Source organism: Pseudomonas sp. GW704-F2 (genome assembly GCF_059423025.1).
Genome location: NZ_JBWKXO010000030.1, coordinates 17,865 through 38,408, shown reverse-complemented (window position 1 = coordinate 38,408; position 20,544 = coordinate 17,865). Strand labels below are relative to the sequence as shown.

16 protein-coding genes and 2 pseudogenes are annotated in these 20,544 nt (G+C 52.3%); 6 read left to right on the top strand and 12 right to left on the bottom strand.

Features of this window, described 5'->3' with window-relative positions:
* The first annotated feature begins 10 nt into the window (after window positions 1-10).
* From AC07W0_RS22440 to AC07W0_RS22430, 3 genes are all read left to right on the top strand, one after another.
* Window positions 11-469, top strand: coding sequence for a YkvA family protein (locus AC07W0_RS22440; protein ID WP_017846883.1), 459 nt, complete (start codon window positions 11-13; stop codon window positions 467-469).
* Window positions 470-575: 106 nt separating this feature from the next.
* Window positions 576-914 carry a helix-turn-helix domain-containing protein gene (locus AC07W0_RS22435; RefSeq protein ID WP_102618362.1) on the top strand — a complete coding sequence of 113 codons (339 nt, stop codon included), beginning with the start codon at window positions 576-578 and terminating at the stop codon, window positions 912-914.
* Entirely contained in the window at window positions 911-1,282 is a 372-nt protein-coding gene (locus AC07W0_RS22430; RefSeq protein ID WP_017846885.1) for a hypothetical protein, read from the top strand. The genes AC07W0_RS22435 and AC07W0_RS22430 overlap by 4 nt, the downstream gene beginning before the upstream one ends.
* Here the strand turns inward: AC07W0_RS22430 and AC07W0_RS22425 are convergent.
* From AC07W0_RS22425 to AC07W0_RS22415, 3 genes and pseudogenes are all read right to left on the bottom strand, one after another.
* Window positions 1,279-1,725: pseudogene (locus AC07W0_RS22425) on the bottom strand (diguanylate cyclase domain-containing protein); the annotation flags it as partial. The gene AC07W0_RS22430 and the pseudogene AC07W0_RS22425 overlap by 4 nt on opposite strands.
* Before the next feature lie 256 nt (window positions 1,726-1,981).
* Entirely contained in the window at window positions 1,982-3,757 is a 1,776-nt protein-coding gene (locus AC07W0_RS22420) for an ATP-binding protein (RefSeq protein ID WP_102618351.1), read from the bottom strand.
* Window positions 3,744-4,955 (bottom strand): hypothetical protein, encoded by a 1,212-nt coding sequence (locus AC07W0_RS22415; RefSeq protein WP_102618350.1) that lies wholly within the window; start codon window positions 4,953-4,955, stop codon window positions 3,744-3,746. The genes AC07W0_RS22420 and AC07W0_RS22415 overlap by 14 nt, the downstream gene beginning before the upstream one ends.
* Before the next feature lie 775 nt (window positions 4,956-5,730).
* On the opposite strand from AC07W0_RS22415, the gene AC07W0_RS22410 reads away from it, so the two are divergent.
* A complete protein-coding gene (locus tag AC07W0_RS22410; RefSeq protein WP_102618361.1) occupies window positions 5,731-6,546 on the top strand; it encodes a Hachiman antiphage defense system protein HamA in 816 nt (271 codons plus the stop codon).
* A complete protein-coding gene (locus AC07W0_RS22405; RefSeq protein WP_102618349.1) occupies window positions 6,536-9,688 on the top strand; it encodes a DEAD/DEAH box helicase in 3,153 nt (1,050 codons plus the stop codon). The genes AC07W0_RS22410 and AC07W0_RS22405 overlap by 11 nt, the downstream gene beginning before the upstream one ends.
* Window positions 9,689-9,954: 266 nt before the next feature.
* On the opposite strand, the gene AC07W0_RS22400 is transcribed toward AC07W0_RS22405, so the two are convergent.
* The 3 genes and pseudogenes from AC07W0_RS22400 to AC07W0_RS22390 form a co-directional block, all read right to left on the bottom strand.
* Window positions 9,955-10,191, bottom strand: a complete 237-nt coding sequence (locus AC07W0_RS22400) for a hypothetical protein (protein WP_102618348.1) — start codon at window positions 10,189-10,191, stop codon at window positions 9,955-9,957.
* A 191-nt stretch (window positions 10,192-10,382) separates the two neighbouring features.
* Window positions 10,383-11,726, bottom strand: a pseudogene (locus AC07W0_RS22395) (EAL domain-containing protein); the annotation flags it as partial.
* A 124-nt stretch (window positions 11,727-11,850) separates the two neighbouring features.
* The gene (locus AC07W0_RS22390; RefSeq protein ID WP_169886158.1) at window positions 11,851-13,932 is read right to left on the bottom strand and encodes a carboxy terminal-processing peptidase; all 2,082 of its coding nucleotides are present in this window, start codon (window positions 13,930-13,932) and stop codon (window positions 11,851-11,853) included.
* Between the two features lie 138 nt (window positions 13,933-14,070).
* Here AC07W0_RS22390 and AC07W0_RS22385 point away from each other — a divergent pair, with 138 nt between their 5' ends.
* Window positions 14,071-15,033: a zinc-binding dehydrogenase gene (locus AC07W0_RS22385; protein WP_026140008.1), complete on the top strand. Its 963-nt coding sequence runs from the start codon at window positions 14,071-14,073 to the stop codon at window positions 15,031-15,033.
* 67 nt (window positions 15,034-15,100) lie between these two features.
* Here the strand turns inward: AC07W0_RS22385 and AC07W0_RS22380 are convergent, their stop codons facing one another.
* The 6 genes from AC07W0_RS22380 to AC07W0_RS22355 all read right to left on the bottom strand — a co-directional run bounded on the left by AC07W0_RS22380 (window position 15,101) and on the right by AC07W0_RS22355 (window position 20,388).
* Complete coding sequence (locus AC07W0_RS22380) at window positions 15,101-15,754, bottom strand: HAD family hydrolase (protein WP_017846889.1); 654 nt, start codon at window positions 15,752-15,754, stop codon at window positions 15,101-15,103.
* 31 nt (window positions 15,755-15,785) lie between these two features.
* Entirely contained in the window at window positions 15,786-16,775 is a 990-nt protein-coding gene (locus AC07W0_RS22375) for an ABC transporter ATP-binding protein (protein ID WP_046491057.1), read from the bottom strand.
* The gene (locus AC07W0_RS22370; protein WP_017846891.1) at window positions 16,772-17,572 is read right to left on the bottom strand and encodes an ABC transporter permease; all 801 of its coding nucleotides are present in this window, start codon (window positions 17,570-17,572) and stop codon (window positions 16,772-16,774) included. The genes AC07W0_RS22375 and AC07W0_RS22370 overlap by 4 nt, the downstream gene beginning before the upstream one ends.
* A complete protein-coding gene (locus AC07W0_RS22365) occupies window positions 17,559-18,395 on the bottom strand; it encodes an ABC transporter permease (protein WP_164887057.1) in 837 nt (278 codons plus the stop codon). The genes AC07W0_RS22370 and AC07W0_RS22365 overlap by 14 nt, the downstream gene beginning before the upstream one ends.
* 5 nt (window positions 18,396-18,400) lie before the next feature.
* On the bottom strand, window positions 18,401-19,207 hold the full coding sequence (locus tag AC07W0_RS22360; RefSeq protein ID WP_017846893.1) for an alkaline phosphatase family protein: 807 nt from the start codon (window positions 19,205-19,207) through the stop codon (window positions 18,401-18,403).
* A 113-nt stretch (window positions 19,208-19,320) separates the two neighbouring features.
* Window positions 19,321-20,388 (bottom strand): ABC transporter substrate-binding protein, encoded by a 1,068-nt coding sequence (locus AC07W0_RS22355; RefSeq protein ID WP_102618347.1) that lies wholly within the window; start codon window positions 20,386-20,388, stop codon window positions 19,321-19,323.
* Window positions 20,389-20,544: the final 156 nt, after the last annotated feature.

Below are 20,544 nucleotides of genomic sequence, written 5' to 3'. Positions count from 1 at the left end.
GGAGTGCCGAATGAAACCACCCTTCAATTTCGCCCGTTTTCTGCCCATGGCCGCGCGCTTGCTGGGGCGTGGGCGCTTGCCGACGCTGTTGTTCGCCGTGGCGGCCAAGGGCGCAAGCCAGGGCAACCGCCTCGGTAAGCTCAAGGATGACCTCAAGTTGCTCCAGGCCCTGTGCCTGGCCTACTGGCGGGGCGAGTACCGCGCGATCAGCCCGAAGGCGCTGGTGTCGGTCGTCGCAGGACTGATGTATTTCCTCAGTCCGATCGATGCGATACCGGACTTTATTCCCATGTTCGGCATGCTCGACGACATCGCCGTGCTGGCCTGGGTCATGAAGAGCCTGAGCGCCGAACTGAGCGCCTTTCGCGCCTGGCGTGAGGCGCAGCGTCCGGAAAAGCTCGCCGTGGTTGAGCGCCTGCCTGCGACGCCCGCGCTGCTGGCCCAGGAAAACCGGCAAAAAACCCCATGATACGGCGATCCCCCTGCGACCTTTGTGGCTGTTAGGATTACACTCCTTAGGAAAGCGCTTAAGGAAAGTGCTTACTTAGTAAGTGTTGTTATCCTACGGGGCTGTCATGGATATTCAGATAATTTCACGGGATGTCGAACCCGAATATGCGGTGTTGCCATGGGATCAGTACCAGGCGCTGCTAAAAGCCGCCGGTCAGCAGCAACCCGCATCAGCACCTTCTTCTACTGCCCACGCCGCGCCAGCCCAGGACCTGCACCCGCTTGCAGACCTGCGCGGCTTGCGCGAAGCCAAGGGCCTGGCTATTGAAGCCCTGGCCCGTACCGTGGGGATCAGCCCCTCGTACCTCGGATTGATCGAAAGTGGTGAACGCCAGCCGGATGCCGCGATCCGCCGCAGTCTGGCCTGGGAATTGGGCGTGGCAGGTTGGAGGGATGAATCTTGAGCCTACGTATCAGCCGTCAACACTGGGATGGGTTACTCCACGAACTGGACCAGGCGCGCCGCCAGCGCCACTTGCTGACTTACCGTGCGCTGCTGGAGCGCCTGCAATTTCCCACGCCGGCGATGCAGACCCTCACCGCCGCCCTGGAACATCTGGCGGCGCTGGACGCCAAGGCCGAGCAGCCATTGCGCAGTTCCCTGGTGATCAGCCAGGGTGCCAGCCGCCTGCCGCGTACCGGTTTTTTTGAATGCGTGGAGCGCCTGGGGCGTTTTTGCGGGCCTTCCGATGGCGTGGCCGCCGCGTCCTGGCACGCTTCGGAGGTGGTGCGCGTGTTCGAATACGAGTACCCGGAATCCGCCGAGGCTTAAACCGGCAGGGGCAACATATCCAGGCTGTCGATCACGTGGATGCTGTAACCGGCGATGTCCTTGGCATGGTGTTTGGCCTGGGACGCCAGCTCCGCCAACTGGCTGGCATCGAGTTGTCCACAGGCCTGTGGATACAAATGCACCACGCCGATGGACAGCGACAACAGAGCATATTCCTGGCGCACACCCTGGCGGTTCAAGGCCACAAAGCAGCCGGCGTCCAGATGTTCGGCGCGATAGAAGCGTCGGCATTGGGTGTGGAAATCGTCCAGCAGTTGATTGAGCCGTTTGCGCCAATCCTGCGGCCCGAGCACCAGCAAAAAGTCATCGCCGCCGATATGCCCGACAAAGTCGCGGCTGGGGTCGACCCGGTCATTCAGGCATTGCGCCAGGCACAGCAGCACTTCATCGCCACGCCCGTAGCCATAGATGTCGTTGAATGGGACCGTTTTGTGAAAGTAAACTGAGAACTTTGGGTTGACCAGATGCTGGTGAAGTAAATGGAGCAATAGAGGCGAGGAAATTTATAAGCTGTACATTGGTCAGCGGCGAGGCGGTATGAAAGAAGATTGTGAGCGATATTTAGTAATAAAGTATGATTCAGCAGGTAGGTCATTTAAACAAGGTGTTTACCAAGGATAGAGAAAGCTGATTGGTGTCAGGCATTTGAAGTGCCTAACACCCAGCTTGTAATTATTGCTATTCTTTCCTCCAGCGTTTGATTACATCTTCAAAGCTTATTTCTCTCCATGACTCTCTCCATTCCTTGTGAACTTTTACACTTTTGGAATGAGGTTCTGGAGATGGTAATGGCATCTTGATTACGGCTGGTAGTAATATCGCGTCTCCTACAGCTATACATTCACCGGGAGATAGATTTGGAAGTATGTCCGTAATAGAGTTTGCATTATCCGGAAAAAGACGTTTGACGTAGTTTTGGTCTGCGTCGTTTGTAAGTCTAAGTGATAGGAAGTTATTGCATTGTGCGAAAATAGTTTCTGAAACCTCAGAAGGTCGCTGACTAACAATCATCAAACTTAATCCGTATTTCCGTCCTTCCTTAGCAATTCTTTCTAGAGATTTTTTGGAGGATCTATATGCTACATCATTATTTCTAGGGACGTAGTTATGAGCTTCTTCACAAACAATCATAACCGGAATGTCGTTTAGGGACTTTTTAGCATGTTGTAATTTTGAATAGTGAAAGCAAAAGTCAAAGATAAGTCTAGAGACTAAGCTTACAGTGATGCTGAGTACTTCAAACGGAATGCCGCTAAGGTCAATTATTGTTACGTTAGATTTGTTAATGTAACCAATGAATTGCTTCATTAGGTCTTGAAAGTCTTCAGTGTTGTAGGGCGAGCCGTCTGCTTTCTCGGCGTTCAAGAGAAATTTTAATCTCTTGTCGGATAGTTTTGTTTCTAGTCTTGAAACAAATCGATTAAACTCTCCATGAAATGGGCCGTTCCCAGCTTTCGTAGCATTTGCTGTAGATTGCGGGACAAATAAACATTTCTTATTGAAATAGTGATTGGTTCTATCGCTTACTAAGGTTCCATCTAAAAATTTGGGGCAATCTTCTCCATCAAGTCTGCCAATAATTTCTCGGTTGAGATTTTCTATGTATTGGTAAACTTCTCTTATCGAAAAATACGCAGGTGTGTCATAGGTTATACCTTCAATTTTCGGATTGTGCCTTTCCTTATTGAGGGTTACGGCATTTTTGAATTGGCTTACCTGATTGTGCGAGTTGGATTCGTTGCTCTCAATGAACATGCTCTCCAACTCTTCCGAATTCATCAACCAGTAGGGAAGTTGGAGTGAATCAATGTCAAGTCGATTTAAAGAGAACTTTTCATCTTTGTGTAGATCGAATGCTGCGGTGTATTCGTCATGAATATCAAATATCACCAAGTGAGAGTTGTTTTGAGTTGAGATGCTTTGATTTTTCGAATCTGAGATTCCTACTGCGTCTTGCAGTATTCTCGCAACAGTACAGGACTTTCCTGATCCCGTTGAGCCTACGATTGCTATATGTTTGCTGAAGAAGCGGTTGCCGTTTATTTTAAGCGTTATATCTTTATTTAATGAAAGCTGTCCTAGTGGGAAGTCATGTTCATTATCTGCGGCAAAAAGCTTTTCAATGGTGTCATGGTCTGCAATATAGACTGGTTCTGTAGGGACTGGTAATAATAGACTGCCTCTGTCAAATGCTCCATCTAGGTCTATTGTTCCAATTGCCTGACATTCTACTTGGAACTGCCAATGCGTGGAACCCTCGCCATGCTGGGTATCAATCCCCTTAACGTTTCTAATAGTGGCAATTGTAAAGTCGTTATTGCCTTGGGATATTTTTAGTAATCTTCCGATTTGTAATTCTTTTTTGTGTTCTTCAAAAGTTTTTAAATCAGTGATTGTGATTGTTATTGTGCTTGGTGAGCATGAAAGAACTTGGCCGATTTTATTCAAAGACATTGCTAATCCCCATGACATATTTTATTTCTGTTAAGGAACGTGTTGAAAGAAGCTCTATGTTTATGTCTCTTGTGTCTAGTTCGTCTGGTATAGATGCCGCGAATATGAAAATGTCGTCTGCTTTTTTATTATTTATCGTTGGGATAGCGTCTGCCCAACAGATTATTCTAATGTCGAATTCTCTTTGGGCTTCTGATCCTCTGGGTTTTTTGACTATAGGCTCTTTAAAGAATCGACTTTCGTCAAATTGAATTCCGGCAATTACTCCGTCGTTACAGATCACACCTTTAAGCTCTAGTCTTAGCTGGATCTGCCGTGCTTGCTCCTTTTGCGTCATTAAACATAGCATTGGTGTGCAAGTGTGAGATTGCTTGAAGTGATATTTTTCTTGGAAGTCTTGAATGAAAATAACAAAATTTTCTTCAAAGCTGTCAATTTGTTCTGGGTCGATAATTAGGTATCGTAGCCTGACATTTTTATCAAGATTGGACTTTAGCTGGCTTCTTCTTTCTTTGAGTATTTCTTTTCTTGATTTTAACGAGAGAGTCCATCTTGATATTGCTGTTCTTTTTATGGCTCGAAGGAGTTGAATGGTCTCTTTTTTTGTGGTTGTGCGTTGATCTGAGTTGTGTTTTATGCTCAGATCAGCAATATACTGTATAGCATTAGGATAGGCCAAAATATCTATGTCTTCGCTCGGTATGCCATTAGTACCTAGAAGCGAGTAGATTTCTTTGGTCATATTGTCCAGTGAATCTCCAATTTCAATGGAGAACTGGTTTAGAAATTTTTCTACATTTATAAAGCCGTTAAGTGCTGTTGTGTATTTTTGAAGTGTTAGGTTTTTTGTTTTTAGGGTCGCTTCAATATCCGACTTTGTTATTGTTATTTCTGGGTGTTCTGTGTCCATGGGAAAATGACAAAATAATTTGTATTTTATTGTTTGGTCATTGTTTAAGTGGAAGTGATGCATCATCTGTAGAAGTGGTTTATATAAAATGCTTAATGCAAATTTTTCTTGTGTTTCATGATATTTACATTGTATTGCCTCCAAACCTGTTGCTGTTTGGATCTCAATATCCTCAACTATGCCTTCTATATGGATTACTGCATCGTCAGGTGCTTTAAGTATTTCAACAAGTGTTTTATTGAACTGATACAGAAAGCCTTGAATTGTATAATCTGCGGCCCTTGACATTCGACAGCCCCTCCCTAGCTATTTTCGACAGATTTTGACTTTACCTGAGTTTTTCTGAGGTGTCGATTTGCCATCTATCTGTAATAGCATAATTCAAAGTCAGCGTTAGTGGGGATGGTAAGTTTCTGAACAGGTATGCTTGGCTGATACTTTTAAAGACTGTATATCCGAACAGTTTATTCCTTATCCATACGCCTGAAACAAGGCTCCGTTATGTGCCTGTTAGCACCAGTTCGTTGTCATCTACCTATTTTCAGGAGAGAGCTCACCGTCCGTGTATGAGGCGGGAGGAAAGTCAATTGTGATCCTGACCTGTGTTGAATTGTCCGGGATGGCTCCTTGCTCGCTGTCTTGGGAAGACGAAGGCCGAGGCACGTCAATAAAATTCAAACAGTGAAATCCCTTTAGGTCGTTTTACGGCCCTGTGAAAAATTGTACAAAACGCTCCCGTACAGTCTATTGAAGGGGTTCATCTCACTCTATGGCTGAGTTGGCTGACCTAAGAGGAGTACGAAAAACCCGTGCGAAGAAATTTGGGGATATGGGCGACTTCCACAGCGAAAAAAAATGAACGGCCTCCGCTGAAAGCTGTAAATCCAGTGGCCAATCGACATCAGCTAAGAATTCATATAGGGTGAAATTAAGAAAAAACTAAGCTAGTAAAGGAGTACAGCATGATTGAAAAAGCACTTGAGTTATCAGAGTCGTTGCATTTTAAGCTGGTGATAAAAAAAGAGCATCTAGACCCACGACAAGCTTATAGGGTCAAGTGAAAATGGCGTTCCTATTAAGTTATCTTGATTGGTTAAAAGATACTGGTGTCGCACTGTCAACGAAAGATGGAGCCCCTGTTAAAGTATTTGAGCTATTGCATTCTGACGATAACTCAATACTTTCCGAGTGGGCCAAGCATTTTAGAAATCAATATTGCAGTGATTCAGAGATCGATTTCCTACGAGAATCTACGGGGAAAAGTAGAACAGAGTATTTAGATGATTTAAAGTTCCCAACTGAAAAGGATGGTTTCGGTCCCGGAACTAGATCCGGTGACTTTGCAGAAATATTAGTGTCAGATTATCTAGAATACGTCTCAAACTACTGGGTTCCTCGAACAAGGTACGATAGGAAAACAATAAGGAATGAATCTACTAAAGGCTCCGATATTCTAGCATTCAAAATACTATCCTCAATAGACTCCCCTAATGACTGCCTAGCTATGTATGAAGTCAAAGCGAAACTTTCTGGAAGGAAAGCAAATGCGAGACTTCAAGAAGCAATCAACCACTCGGGCAAAGACAATCTTAGGAAGGCAGAGTCACTGAATGCCATAAGACAGCGACTCTTTGATGTTAAAAACATTCAAGATGCACAAAAAATTGGCCGTTTCCAAAATCCAGCCGATAGGCCGTATAAAGATCTTTATGGAGCAGTAGCTCTTTATGAAAGCAAAATATATGATCCATTAGAAGCTTCTGTTTCAGATACGTCTGTGCATCCCAACAAAAGCTCACTCTCGCTGATTATTATAAAAAGCAAAGATTTTATGAGTTTGGTAAATAGCCTCTACAAGCGAGCAGCCGATGAAGCCTGAAAGAGCATCGCGTGTCTTACTGGGTGTAACTCGTTCAAAAGCCAAAATGTACGAATACAACATCCCTGATGAACACCACATTCAAACAACTAGTGATCCTTCTCAGCTACTGATACTCTCAATCGCGACACTTGGAGAGATATGCTCAGCGATAAATTCGATAGGCACGTCTAAAGAGCGATTAGCAGAGCTAAAAAGTGACCTGCAATTCTCCGCCCAATTTTTTGATTCATACCTTCAATCAAAACTTGACGAAGATCTAGATCCTTACTTAATGCTGCTAGCGTCTTCATCTTATTATCTATGCGATCTGCCGGGTAGCTCTTCCGTCTTAATTAGAAAGCTACCCCTATCGTGCCCTTATCTAGATGCATCGAATTTGGAGGATTTGCTGCATTGGCTTTTGAAAGGAAATTTCACTACCCCTTTCACAGACGCTAGAGAAAAATACAGAATCAATATTCTGGGTTTGTCCAGTGCAATTTTGGCATATTATAATTCGGGAGAAGGATTTTCCAGTGTTGAAAGTGAGCTATGTAAACTTAGAGCCAAAGCTTATGACATAGGTTCAGATCGAGAGTTGCTATTTGCAGATATAATCTGTGCAATAACTAGTTTTCGAATCAGAAACTCATCTTGGACATTGTTGCCTCTATATTCAGGGTTGGCAAAAGATAGCTGGATGGAGTACCTAAAAAAAGATAGCTCAATAAAAGAGTTATGGCCTTCTCAACGAATACTAGGTGAGCAAGGGGTTCTCAGGAGTACATCCGCAATAATTCAAATGCCGACAAGTGCAGGAAAAACAAAATCGATCGAAATAATTATCCGTAGTGCCTTTCTGTCTGCTAGAGCAAGCTTGGCGGTTGTTGTCGCTCCTTTCAAAGCTCTTTGTCAAGAAATAAGAAGCGAGTTGGTAAAGAATTTCGAAGGGGAGTTGATAAGCATTGATGGTGTTTCTGATGTACCACAAATGGACTTCACTGATTTTAATTTGGACGGGTTTCTTGATCTTGATTTTACATCCATAGAAACAGATAGCATATTGGTCCTTACTCCTGAAAAGCTAATGTATGTTTTACGCCAATCTCCAGATTTGGCAGAGCGTATCGGAGTCGTAATTTACGATGAGGGCCACCAATTTGACAGTGGTCCTAGAGGAGTAACTTATGAGCTTTTACTTGCGTCATTAAAGTCTTTAATTCCCAAAGAAACCCAGACAATTCTTATTTCTGCAGTAATTAATAATTCACAAAAAATTGGTGATTGGCTCAATGGTGAAGATGGAATAAATATTGATGGGTCAAACATACTATCAACATATAGAACTGTTGCATTCGCAAGCTGGAAAGACTCTCTGGGTAGACTGGAGTTTGTAGAGCAAGAAAATACGGACGAAAAAACATTCTTCGTACCTAGAGTCATAGAAAAGTATAAGCTGTTACCCAAAGCAAGAGAGCGAAATGAAAAGTTTTTTCCTGATAAAACCGATGGGAAGAGTATTGCAACATTTTTAGGTTTGAAGCTGGTTCCCAATGGTAGTGTTGCGATATTTTGCGGAGTGAAAGCGTCTGTATCAACGCTTTCTAAATTGGCCGTAGAAGTGTATTCAAGAGATATGCCGATTCCTAGCCCGCGATCTTACTCGGATGAGGCAGAGGTTGAGAAGTTGTCAAATCTGCATCTGATTCATCTAGGGAAAACAAGTGATGTGACGAAGTGCTCTCACCTAGGGGTTTATTGTCATAGCAGTAATACGCCTCAAGGTTTGAGGGTTGCGATAGAATATGCAATGCAAAAAAGTTTGATAAAATTTATTATATGCACGTCCACTCTTGCACAGGGTGTCAATCTCCCAATAAGGTATCTGCTAGTCACAAGTATCTACCAAGCAGGAAAAATGATTAAAGTGAGAGACTTTCACAATCTGATTGGTAGAGCTGGTCGATCTGGAATGTATACTGAAGGCAGTATCATTTTTGCAGATCCCGATGTTTTTGATATGAAATCGTCTAGTGACGGTAGATGGAAGTGGGCAGCATTTAAAAAGATTCTCAACTTTGAAAATTCAGAGCCGTGCACAAGTAGTATATTGAATATACTAGCCCCCATTGCAAGCGATGACGGGAAAAGCTACTTAAATATAGACGCTGTAGCATATTTGGAGTACTACCTCAAGTCTCCCAAGGAGCTATTAAAGCACTTAATTGAATTTGCTAAAAACAACAGCAAGTTAAAGTTTACGGTCGAAGGCGTACTTGATCAAGCTGAGAAAAAAGCCAATATTATCGCTTCAATAGAAGGGTATTTACTTGCTCACTGGGATGATACAAAGCAAGTGTTTGGGGAAGACGGTGCGGTGCATTTGGCTCAGCAGACATTGGCATACAGTTTAAGTAGCGAGGAAGACAGAAAAACTATAATTTCAATTTTTGATCTAATTGCAAAAAATATTGAAATTTACTGCCCCCTTGAAATAGAAAGGCGTGCATTTGGCAGAACACTCTTCGGGCTGACACAAGCACAAACTATAAAGGAGTGGGCAGTTTCAAATATCAAAGTTTTAGAGGAGTGCACCGACGAAGCTCAAGCACTGGATATTTTATGGCCATTTATTTACTCTCAGTCAAAAAGCAAAGATCTTAACAAAATCGATTCACCCGATAATTTAAGGTCATTCGTTTCCGAATGGATAAAAGGTAGTCCGTATCATGCTCTTAGCTCGTACCTAACTTTGTCGGGAGCAAAATACATCTGGGGAACTAAAAGACGTGTAATCACAAATGAACACACTATTTCTGCATGTGAATCTGGAATCGCTTACGATGGCACACTGATTTTAGGTTCTATAATAGAGCTGTTGAAGCTTATAAAGCCAGAAATTGATCAGCAATTACTTGATAATTTATCTTTGTTACAGAAAAAGCTTAGATACGGTCTCTCATCCTCTGATGAGATTTCGTTTTATGAGTTGGGGGTTTCTGACCGTCACATTTCTCAAGCTTTAGCCAAGGTACTTCCTCAATCAAACGAATCACTTAAAGTCCGAATAAAAAACTCGGGAGAAGCTTTGACAAAATGCGTAATCGAATTCCCTTCTTATTATAGCGATTTCTTAGGCAGACTTCTTTTCGAAAACTGATCACATTTCAATCTGGAGATGAACCTTTCTTTCCCTCGCTTGGTGGCGAGCTTGGTCTATCCATCGCTTCAGATTTTTCATTTCTTCGGCACAAGATCATGGGTCTGCTGAATCCGCCCCGCGACGAGGCGGATCATCTGGTTAGCCGTGTCCGACTCGTCACGCATTTTTTGTAAAAAACACGTCCGTTCATCTCGTTTACGGCCTTGTGAAAATTTGTACAAACCGATCCAGAACAGCTTGCTAAGTGGGCGATTCAATCCTTTCTACTTCGATTTCAGGCGGTCAATCTTCTGCTGTTCTTCCAGTTTCTTTCTTTGAAGCCAAAGGCCCAAAAATGAACTGTCTTGTGTGGTCAAAATTACAATCAGTGACGTAATGTTTGCACCAGCAAAGGCAATGATGATTCCCCACTCATCATTTCTCGGCATACCTTTGCTGAACATCAGCCATGCCACCGTTGCCAGCGAAGCTATGTTGAACAGTATGGCTAGTGCTTTCATTTTTTTTTCCATAAAAAAGCCCCGTCGATTGGGGCTGTGGATCATGGCAAATTGCCGCTGGTTTGTCAGGTTCGATTTTCCTAATCGATCACCGCTTCATCATCTAAATGTGCCCTTAATTCAGCTTCATTTCCTGAAAAACCTAGATAAAACATAGGCGTATCGTTCTGTGTATTTTTTCTCAAAACGCTTCCCTTCATCTCATTGAACGGCTTGAAGCTGTCGATATCCACGTAGCAAATCACCGACTCGCGTTGCTGCTGCAACAGTCGCGTCAGGCACTGCTGGATCGGCACGTTGCCCGGTAGCAGGGTCAACGGGTTGGCGTAGCGCGCCTGCTGGATCTTCAGCTCGGTGATCAGCTTGAGCACATCGATCACCCGGCCCAGGCCGAGGTAGTCGCCGTTCAGCGTGATGATGAAGTCTTCCTCGATGCGTTGGCGGGCGCGGCTGGTCAGCAGCCGGCTGACCTGTTGCAGGGACTGGCTCAACTCCACCGCGAGAAAATCATCGCTCATCAGGCGGCTGATCGGCTTGCGCGCGAACAGGTCGGTGGCGAACGGTTTGAGCAGGGCGTCGGACAACGAATGGCGATGCACAATCCCGACCGGCCGGTCGCGCCCATCCAGTACCGCCAGGGAGTTGAGGTTGGCCTGGCGGCGGAAGGACTCCAGCACCTGGGCGGTGGCGGTGTCCTGATTCACTGCCGGCTGCTCGTTGAGCAGGGCGCTGAGGTCACTGCCTTCTTCGCTGAGGGCAATGTTGGCGTTATCGGGTTTGGGTAGCATCAGGCGCGCTTCCTGCGGCGGGTGTTCTTGGGGACGACAGAGCAAATAACCCTGGATCAGGTCGACCCCCATCTCGGTCAGCACCGCCAGCTCTTCCGGCAGCTCGATGCCTTCGGCAATCACCTGGGCGCGCGACGCCCGGGCGATCTGCAGGATAGAGCCGACAAATTCGCGCTTGAGCGCGTCCTGGTGGATGCCGTCGATAAAGTGCCGATCGATCTTCACGTAATCCGGACGCAGTTCCGACCACAGGCGCAGGCTGGAATAGCCTGCGCCCAAGTCATCGAGCGCGATGGCGAAACCCATGTCGCGGTAGTGATGCAGGGCGGTTTGCAGCAGGTCGAAATCGTCGGTGGGCGACTGCTCGGTGAGTTCGATCACCACTTGGCTGGGGGGGATGCCGAAGTCCCGCAGCAGTTGCAGGGTGCGGCCCGGTTGGTGCGCGGTTTCCATCAGGGATTCCGGCGAGATATTGAGAAACAGCTTGCCCGGCAACTTCTGCTCGCTGAAGCGTCGGCATGCGCTTTCGCGGCAGGCTATTTCCAGTTCGCTGAGGCGCCCGGCATGGCCGGCCACGGCAAACAGGGCGACCGGGGAGTGCAGCGGGCTGTTGGACGGGCCACGGCTGAGGGCTTCGTAGCCGAGGATACGCCGCTCGGACAGGCAGATGATCGGTTGGAACAGGCTGTGTAAACTGCCTTGAGCCAGGATAGAGCCCAATGCATTCAGCTGTTCGGTCATGGTCATGGCGATCTCGATCTCGATCGAAAAAAAAGGACCGCAGGCGGTGAGCCGACGGTCCTTTATTTCACGACAGAATGATGTCTATATGATGACACTCTGCAGCGTGATCACATTAAATAGCCATCATTTATTGCTTGGCCACCTGTTTGGTCACTTTCAGGTAGTCCAGCAGAATCCGGCCTGTCTCGGCCAGGTAGGCGTCGTCTTCCGGCTTGGTTTTATCCGCCTCGGTCGGCAGCGCGTCTTCATCTTCTTTCTTCAGTTCCTTGAGTGGGGCTTCGCCCTTGGCCTTGCGGCGGACGTTCTCCAGCACCAGTTGCTGATTCTCGATGTCGGCGTGCTGCTTGCGACGATCCACTTCATTGAGGCTGACGGATTTTTCTTCCATCAGCTTCTTGGCCAGGGCCAGCTTGTCGCGGATGAACATGAACTCGGCATCCTTGGCGGAGCGGGTGTCGTGGTCAGCCTTCAACTGCGCCAGGAATGGCTTGAACGGGTCCGACGCGGGCTTGATCGCAGGACGGATGGTGTCCCACGGCATGGCCTCGGGCAGGGCGCTCTCGCCGATTTCCTTGGTGTCGATGATCGACGGGAAGTCGATGTCCGGCAGCACGCCCTGATGCTGGGTGCTCTGCCCGGAAACCCGGTAGAACTTGGCCAGGGTCAGTTTCAGCTCGCCATGGTTCAGCGGCTGGATGGTCTGCACGGTGCCTTTGCCGAAGGTCTGGCCGCCGATGATCAAGGCGCGGTGATAGTCCTGCATGGCGCCGGCGAAAATCTCCGAGGCCGAGGCCGACAGGCGGTTGACCAGCAATGCCATCGGGCCTTTGTAGAAGGCGCCCGGGTTCTCGTCTTCGAGCACGTCGACACGGCCGTCAGCGTTGCGCACCAACACGGTCGGACCCTTGTCGATAAACAGGCTGGTCAGCTCGGTGGCTTCCTGCAGGGAGCCGCCGCCGTTGTTGCGCAGGTCGATGACCACGCCGTCGACTTTTTCTTTCTGCAGCTCGGTCAGGATCTTCTTAACGTCGCGCGTGGTGCTCTTGTAGTCCGGATCGCCGGCCCGGAAGGCCTTGAAGTCGAGGTAGAAGGCCGGGATTTCAATCACGCCCAGCTTGTAGTCCTTGCCATCCTGCTTGAGGTTGAGGACTTTCTTCTGCACGGCCTGGTCTTCGAGTTTCACCGCTTCACGGGTGATGGACACGATCTTGCTGGTCTGGTCGTTCGGCGCATTGGTGTGCGGAATCACTTCCAGGCGCACCACGCTGCCTTTCGGCCCACGGATCAGCTTGACCACTTCGTCCAGGCGCCAGCCGACCACATCGACCATCTCTTTGTCGGCCTGGGCCACGCCGATGATCTTGTCGGCAGGGGCGACCTGCTTGGTCTTGTCTGCCGGACCGGCCGGTACCAGACGCACGATTTTCACCTGGTCATTGTCGCTTTGCAGGACGGCACCGATGCCTTCCAGCGACAGACTCATGTTGATATCGAAATTTTCCGCGTTATCCGGCGACAGATAATTGGTGTGCGGATCGTAGGACATCGCGAAGGTGTTGATGTAGGCCTGGAAGATATCTTCGGCACGGGTCTGGTCCAGACGTGCCAGCTGATTCTTGTAGCGCTTGGTCAACAGCTCTTGAATGGCCTTCGGCTCTTTGCCGGCGATCTTCAGGCGCAGCACTTCGTCCTTGACGCGTTTGCGCCACAGGTCATCCAGGGCGGCGGTGCTGGTCAGCCAAGGGGCGTCCTTGCGATCCACCAGAAGGCTTTCCTTCTCGGTGAAGTCGAACTTGTCGATGCCTTTGTCCAATTCACCCAGGGCGAAGTCCAGACGCGCTTTGACGCGGTCCAGGTAACGCTTGTAGATGGTGAACCCGGGCTGCAGGTCGCCACTCTTGAGGAAGTCGTCGAACTGGGTCTTCCACTTGTCGAACTCAGCGATGTCGCTGGCCAGGAAGTAGCTGCGCGACGGGTCCAGCAGCTTGAGGTAGCTGTCATAGATGATCACCGAGCGAGCGTCGTCCAGCGGCGGCTTGCTGTAGTGATGACGCTTGAGCAACTCGACGACGTTAAGGCTGGCAATCACCTCATCGCGATCAGGCTGAAGATTGTCCCAGCTGTTGGCTGCGAACGTATTGGTCGACATCGACGACAAGCCGAGACCAATGAAAAGAGCTAGGGCGGTGCTGGGGAACAAATGCTTCATGCTGATTCGACGCGGGGGCAATTGATAACGCATATTAGGCCGTCTTTGAAGTCGCCGGTTCCATTTGGGCCGGTCGCATAATGCAAAAAGCCCGGCGATACAGCTACGGGCTCAGTCCAGACTCACTATGGAGGCACTGTGAAAGCATTGCAAGGCGTTGAAGGTCATGTGGAGTGGTTGGAAGAGCCGAGTCCTACATGCGATGTAGGTCAGGTTCGCATTCGGGTGGCGGCTGCGGGCCTCAATCGTGCCGATTTATTGCAGCGTGCGGGGCTGTATCCGCCGCCGCCGGGCGTCAGCAAGGTGTTGGGCCTGGAGTGTTCCGGGGTGATCAGCGAGGTCGGCGCGGGTTCGTCCTGGCAGGTCGGCGACCGCGTCTGCGCGCTGCTGGCCGGCGGCGGCATGGCCGAGGAAGTGGTGGTGGACGCCCGTCACGTGCTGCCGGTGCCGGAAGGCCTGTCGTTGATCGAAGCGGCGGCATTGCCCGAGGTGTACAGCACCGCGTGGTTGAACCTGTTCCAGCTGGCGGGCGTCAAGCCCGGCGAGAAGGTGTTGCTGCATGCCGGCGCCAGTGGCGTGGGTTCGGCGGCGATCCAGCTGTGCAAGGCGTTCGGCAGCCCGTGCTGGGTTAGTGTCGGCTCGGCGGATCGGTTGGCCTACTGTGAAGCCCTCGGCGCCCAGGGCGGCGTGGTCCGCACGGACGGTATTGAAGGGCTGCGGGATTTCGGGCCGTTCGACGTCATCCTCGACCCGGTCGGCGCCAGCTACGCGGCGCTGGACCTCAAGTTGCTGGCCCTGGACGGTCGTTGGGTGCTGATCGGCCTGATGGGCGGGCGCGAGGCGCAACTGGACCTGGCGCAGGTGCTGGGCAAGCGAGTGCAACTGCTGGGCTCGACCCTGCGCAGCCGTGACGATCAGTTCAAGGCCGACCTGTTCAGTGACCTGAGCCAGCATGTCTGGCCGTTGTTTGCCGAAGGCCGCTTGAGCCCGCAACTGGCCAAGACCTTCCCGATCAACGATGCCGAGGCGGCGTTTGCGGAGCTGGCGACCAACCAGATTTCCGGCAAGTTGGTGTTGGTGATCGACGACAGCCTGACCTGATCCCGAATTGGAATGTGGTCAATGTGGGAGGGGGCAAGCCCCCTCCCACATTTGGATCTTGGTCGAATCAGGCCCAGCGGTGGACCGGCCAGCCGGCTTTTTCGGCGTGCTCGCGCAATACCGGGTCGGGGTTCACCACCTGGGGGTTATCCACCTTCAGCAGCAGCGGCAGATCATTGCGCGAATCCGAATAGAAGTACGCGCCTTCCAGGGTTTCCCCTTCCTGCTCCAGCCATTCGAGCAAACGGGTGATCTTGCCTTCGCGGTAGGTCAGGACGCCGACAGTACGGCCGCTGTACACGCCGTGGCTGACATCCAGCTCGATCCCCAACACTTCGTCGATGCCGATACGCGCCGCAATCGGCGTGACCAGGTGGGTGCCCGACGCGGAAATCACCAGCACCCGGTCGCCGTTCGCGCGGTGGCGGGCGATGGTGCGGGTGGCGTCGCTGTAGATCAGCGGTTCGATCACGTCCTCGACCCAGGGCTCCACCAGGTGCTCGATCTCCTCCGGCGTGCGGCCGATCATCGGCTCCAGGCTGAAGTCCATGAACTCTTCCATGGCCAGCTTGCCCTGGCTGTAGGCGTCCATCAGTTCGTTGTTCTTGCGCATGAACGACTCGGGGTCGACCCAGGCCAGGCGGCCCATCTGCTCGCTCCACAGGGTGGCGCAGTCGCCGTGGATCAGGGTGTCGTCCAAATCAAAAATTACCAATGCCATCCGTCACACTCTCTTAAAAAATCACTGCTGCTCAGGCTACTTCACACAGTGCGCTCGGGTCGATGGAAAGTGCCAGGCGCTGGCCGTCGGGGTGCAGATCGTCCGCCGAGCGGTTGAGCACGTCCACCACCAATTCCACGCCGCGCGCTTCGATACGGTAGCGAATCACGTTGCCCAGCAGGCTGTGGCTGCGCACCAGGGCGTCGAGTTCGCCGCTGCGGCTCAGTTCGATGGCTTCCGGGCGAATCGCGATGCGCCCGCTGATCGGCCGTTGCAGCAGTTGGCTGGCCTTCTCCGCGTCGAGCAGGTTGTAGTTGCCGATGAACCCGGCGGCAAACACATCCACCGGCGCGGTGTAGAGGGTTTCGGCATCGCCGCTTTGCACGATCTTGCCCTGGTTCATCAGGAAGATCCGGTCGGACATGGTCAGCGCTTCTTCCTGGTCATGGGTCACGAAAATCGTGGTCAGGCCCAACTCGCGCTGGATCTGGCGGATCTGCTCGCGCAGGTGCTTGCGGATGCGTGCATCCAGCGCCGACAGCGGTTCATCCAGCAGCAACAGGCGCGGGCGGGTCACCAGGGAGCGGGCGAGGGCCACGCGCTGGCACTGGCCGCCGGACATCTGGTGCGGGTAGCGACCGGCCAGCTCCTTGAGCTCCACCAGTTGCAGCACGTCCTGCACGCGTTTGTGGCTGTCGTCGGCGTTGACCTTTTGCATGCGCAGGCCGAAGGCGACGTTTTGTTCCACGGTCATGTTGGGGAACAGCGCATAGCTCTGGAACACCATGCCGATCTGCCGTTTCTGCGGGCTCAAAGGCACGATGTCGTGGCCGTCGAGGAGGATCTGGCCACTGTCGACCGAGGTCAGGCCGGCGATGCAGCGCAGCAAGGTGGACTTGCCGCAGCCGGACGGGCCGAGCAGGGTGACGAATTCGCCCTTGGCGATCTCGCAGTTGATGTCACTGAACACCGGGGTGCCGGCGTAGCCTTTTTGCAGGTGTTGGACGCTGACGAAGCTCATTGGCTTTTGTCCTTGTTCAAGATGTTGGCGGCCCAGGTCAGCACCAGCACAAAGAAGAAATAGGAAATGACCACGGCACTGGTGAAGTGGCCGCTGCTGTTGCGCATGTTGTTCAGGTACACCTGCAGGGTTTCGTAGCGCGTGCCGACGAGGATATTGGCGAACACGAACTCACCGAACAGGAACGAAAACGACAGCAGCAACGCCACCATCAGGCCCTTGCGCAGGTTGGGCAGCACCACCAGGATCGCTGCCTGCCAGGTGCTGGCGCCGAGCAGTTGCGCGGCGTCCATCAGGTCGCGCAGGTTGATGGCTTGCAGGTTGTTGGTGATCGCGCGGTACATGAACGGCAGCGCCACGGTGAAATAGCAGCCGATCAGAATCCACGGCGTCCCCACCATCGCCAGCGGCCCGGAGCCATAGAGTTGCAGCAGGCCCACCGACGACACCACCGGCGGCACCGCGAACGGCAGCAGGATCAGGATGTTCATCAACGCGTCGAGCCTGGGGAAGTGGTAATGCACCACGAACAGCAGCGGCAGGATCAGCACCACCGACAAAATCAACGCGCCCACGCACACCAGCAGGGACTGGCCGAAAGCCATCAGAAAGCGCGGGTCGCTCCACAGTTGCACGTACCACTTCACGGTAAAACCGGCCGGCAAGATCGTCGCCGACCAACTGCTGGCAATGGAGTAGACAAAGGTGCCGATCAGCGGCAGCACCAGGATCGCGAACAACAGGTACACCACCACCCGGTGGTAGAGGGAGGCCGGGCCGGCTTCAGCGCGAGACATGGTAGCTCCTCTTGAGCAGCAGTTGATGGACCACGGTGACCACGGTCATCAGCGCCACCAGCACCACGGCCAGGGCGCTGGCCATGTTCGGGTCCAGGGAGATGTCGCCGGACACCATCGCCGCGATCCGGATCGGCAATACGTTGAAATTGCCGGTGGTCAGCGCGTAGACCGTGGCGTAGGCGCCGAGGGCGTTGGCCAGCAGGATCACGAAGGTGCCGAGCAGCGCGGGGGTCAGCACCGGCAGGCCGATGTGGCGCCAGAACTGCCAGCCGTTGGCCCCCAGCAGGGCGGCGGACTCGCGCCAGTCTTCGCGCAACGCATCGAAGGCGGGGTAGAGCAGCAGCACGCCCAGCGGGATCTGGAAGTAGGTGTAGAGAATGATCAGGCCGGTCTTGGAGTACAGGTTGAAGTCCTGAATGATCCCGGCCTGCTTGAGCATGATGGTGATGCTGCCGTTGAAACCGAGCAGGATGATGAAGGCAAAGGCCAGGGGCACGCCGGCGAAGTTGCTGGTCATGTTGGCGAAGGCGGTGACGAAGTTGCGCAGCGGCGAGTCCACGCGGCGCAACGAGTAGCTGCCGAGCACCGAAATGATGATGCCGAACACGCTGGAGTAGAAGCTGATCTCCAGGCTGTACTGGATCGCCTGCAGGTAGAACTTCGAACTGAAGATTTTGCTGAAGTTGGCCAGGCCCCAGCCGAACTCTTCCGATTGCAGGCTGTTGATCATCACCCACGCCAGCGGGGCAATTTCAAACACGATGAAGAACAGCGCGAAGGGCATCAGGCACAGGATTGCCAGCCATTTGCTGCGGGTCATGGCACTCACTTCAACAGCTCCCGGCAGACAGGTTTGTCGTGGGGCACGCCCAGCAACGCGCAGACGGTGCCGCACAGCTCGGTTTGCCTGGGCGTGGCGTCGGGATCGAAGGTGAAGGCCGAGCCGAGCACGAACAGCGGCACTTCGCGTTCTTCCGGCAGCAGGCCGTTGTGGGAGCGGTCGTTGTTCATGCCGTGGTCGGCGGTCACCAGCACCTGATAGCCGGCGTCGAGCCAGCCTTGCAGGTAGTCGGCCAGGAGGATGTCGGCCGAGCGTGCGCTGTTGCGGTATTGCGCGCTGTCGAGGCCGTGCTTGTGGCCGGCGTCGTCGATGTTCATCGGGTGGACGACCAGCAGGTTCGGCGCGTGTCTGCAGCGCAGGCTTTCGGCGTCGGCGAACAGGTGCGAATCCGGGTAGTGGTCCTGCCAGTAGAAGTGCCCGTGCTGGATCGCCAGGGTCTTGTCGTCGGTATGCCGGTCACGGGCGGCGATAAAGGGCGTGCGGTTATACAACTCGCTGACCCAATGATAGGCCGCCGCGGCGGTGGTGAGACCGGCGTCGCGGGCATAATGGAACAGGCTGCGCTGGTTGGACAGGCGCGACACATGGTTGTGGGTGATGCCGCTGTCGATCGGCGGCACGCCGGTGAAGATGCATTCGTAGAGCGGCCGGGAGAGCGACGGCAATTCACATTCGAGTTTGTAGAGGGCTGCGCGTCCTGCGCCGACGTAGGCTTGCAGATGCCCCATGGCATGACGGGCAACCTCGAAGTTCAGGCCGTCGAGCACCACAAGGATGACGTTGTGCTTCATAGGGGGAGACGCTCCGCAACAGATGGGTTTGGATCGGGTTTGCGGTTGGAATCGGAACAAATGTGGGAGCAGGCAAGCCTGCTCCCACACTGACCGCATCTACAGCTCAGGCATTACTGCATATTGATGATGACTTCTTCCTGCCACTTCTGCGGCAGTGCCTTGGAGCTCTTCTCCCAGGCGTCGGCATCCTTGATCGGGGTGACGTGCTTGTATTGCTCGTTCGGCAGCAGCTTGTCCTGCACTTCCTTCGGCAACGTCAGGTGTTCGGCGCGAATCGGCCGCGCATTGCCCTTGGCCAGGTTGATCTGGCCGGCGTCGCTGAAGATGTATTCGCGGGCCAGTTTGGCGGCGTTCGGGTGCTTGGCGTATTTATTGATGATGGTGGTGTAGCCGGAAATCACCGAACCGTCCGATGGGATCAGCACCACGTAGTCATCCGGGTTGGCCATCTTGGCTCTGTAGCTCAAGCCGTTGAAATCCCAGACCACGCCGACTTCCACTTCGCCTTTTTCCATGGTGGCGATGGTCGGGTTGGCGAGGGACAGGCGACCTTGCTTGGCGATGTCGGCGAACATCAGCAGGGCCGGCTGCAGGTTTTTCTCGTCGCCCTTGTTGGCGATGGCGGCGGCCAGCACACCGTTGGCGGCTTGGGCGGCGGTGCTCACGTCACCGATGGAGACCTTGTATTTGCCGCTCTTCAAGTCAGCCCAGCTGGTTGGTACGTCCGAACCGTGCAGCAGCTTTTTGTTGACGATAAAGGCGATGGTGCCGGTATAGGCCAGCGCCCAGTTGCCGTCTTTATCTTTCGCCCAATCCGGGACCTGAGCCCAGGTGCTTGGTTTGTAAGGCTGGACCACGCCCTGTTTCACCGCGATCGGGCCGAAGGCCGCGCCGACGTCGCCGATATCGGCACTGGCGTTGTCTTTCTCGGCGGCGAACTTGGCGATTTCCTGGGCCGAGCTCATGTCGGTGTCGATGTGCTTGAGGCCGTAGGTCTTGGCCAGGTCATCCCAGGTGCCTTTCCAGTTGGCCCAGTCATCGGGCATGCCGACGCTGTTGACGGCGCCTTCCGCTTTCGCGGCGGCTTCGAGCGTTTTTAGATCGGTATCAGCGGCCATGGCGGCGGTGCTCATGGCAATGGTCGAGCCTAACAGTGATGCCAGGAAAAGCTGTTTCATCCGAAGCTCCTTTGGGCGTTTTCAACGCGGCGTTTTATATGAACGTTAGCGGTGGTGTTGGTCTAGGTCAGCAATACCTGAGCCAATCTAGGCGGGATGGATGACAGTTTCATGTCTATGTCGTTTTTGAAGCACCGATGTCGCTCGGCGCAGGTT